Genomic DNA, 640 nt, shown 5'->3' with positions numbered 1-640 from the left:
GATGTCAACTGGGGCTGCAGTACAGCGCGGCATCGGTACGAACCTCCGGTCAGTCGCTATGTGAATGATGAGAATGACGAGGTTACTATCTGGGAACGGTCTCAGGTATTTAACAGGGTTGCACTAGCGCAGTAGACGGCGCCGCAGGCTGACACGAGGCGTTGAGCGGTGATCACCGAGCGGGCAGGCCAAGTTGGTCTGTCCCCGCGTGCTCCAATCGAAGACAATCTCACTCATGTGCAAACATCCTCTTCAGCGGGGCCATCCCGCACCTCATCTCAGTATCAACAGGTTCATCCAAACCGTCTCCTCGGAGGCCAGCCATTGCCGGCCTCCTGCTCAGAACCAGCCCTCAGATCAACCCACGCTCCGCGAACGAGGTACCATCGCCTTCGCCGATGACGATGTGATCCAGCACCCGCACCTCGATCAGCTCCAACGCCTGCTGCAAGCGCTTGGTGATACGTAGATCCGCCTGACTCGGCTCCGCCACGCCGCTTGGGTGGTTATGCGCAAGACGGCAGCACGTGCCGAAGGGCACTTGTTCATCACCGTGCTTGCGTATCAGTTCGTGCAGTTGATCCGCCAGCGCTTGCGTGAGCAGGGCATCCACGACAGCTGGACGCTCTTGCGCGAGACC

1 protein-coding gene is annotated in these 640 nt (G+C 59.7%); it reads right to left on the bottom strand.

What is annotated here, in order from left to right; translation table 11 throughout:
* Positions 1–352: 352 nt before the first annotated feature.
* On the bottom strand, positions 353–640 hold a 288-nt coding region (locus tag CKO42_RS26850), incomplete at its 5' end, for a JAB domain-containing protein (RefSeq protein ID WP_274608986.1).

Origin of the sequence: Lamprobacter modestohalophilus, from assembly GCF_016583905.1 — a bacterium.
Lineage (GTDB): Bacteria > Pseudomonadota > Gammaproteobacteria > Chromatiales > Chromatiaceae > Lamprobacter > Lamprobacter modestohalophilus.
The sequence above is the reverse complement of the archived record's forward strand: the minus strand, read 5'-3'. Positions and strand labels throughout refer to the sequence as shown.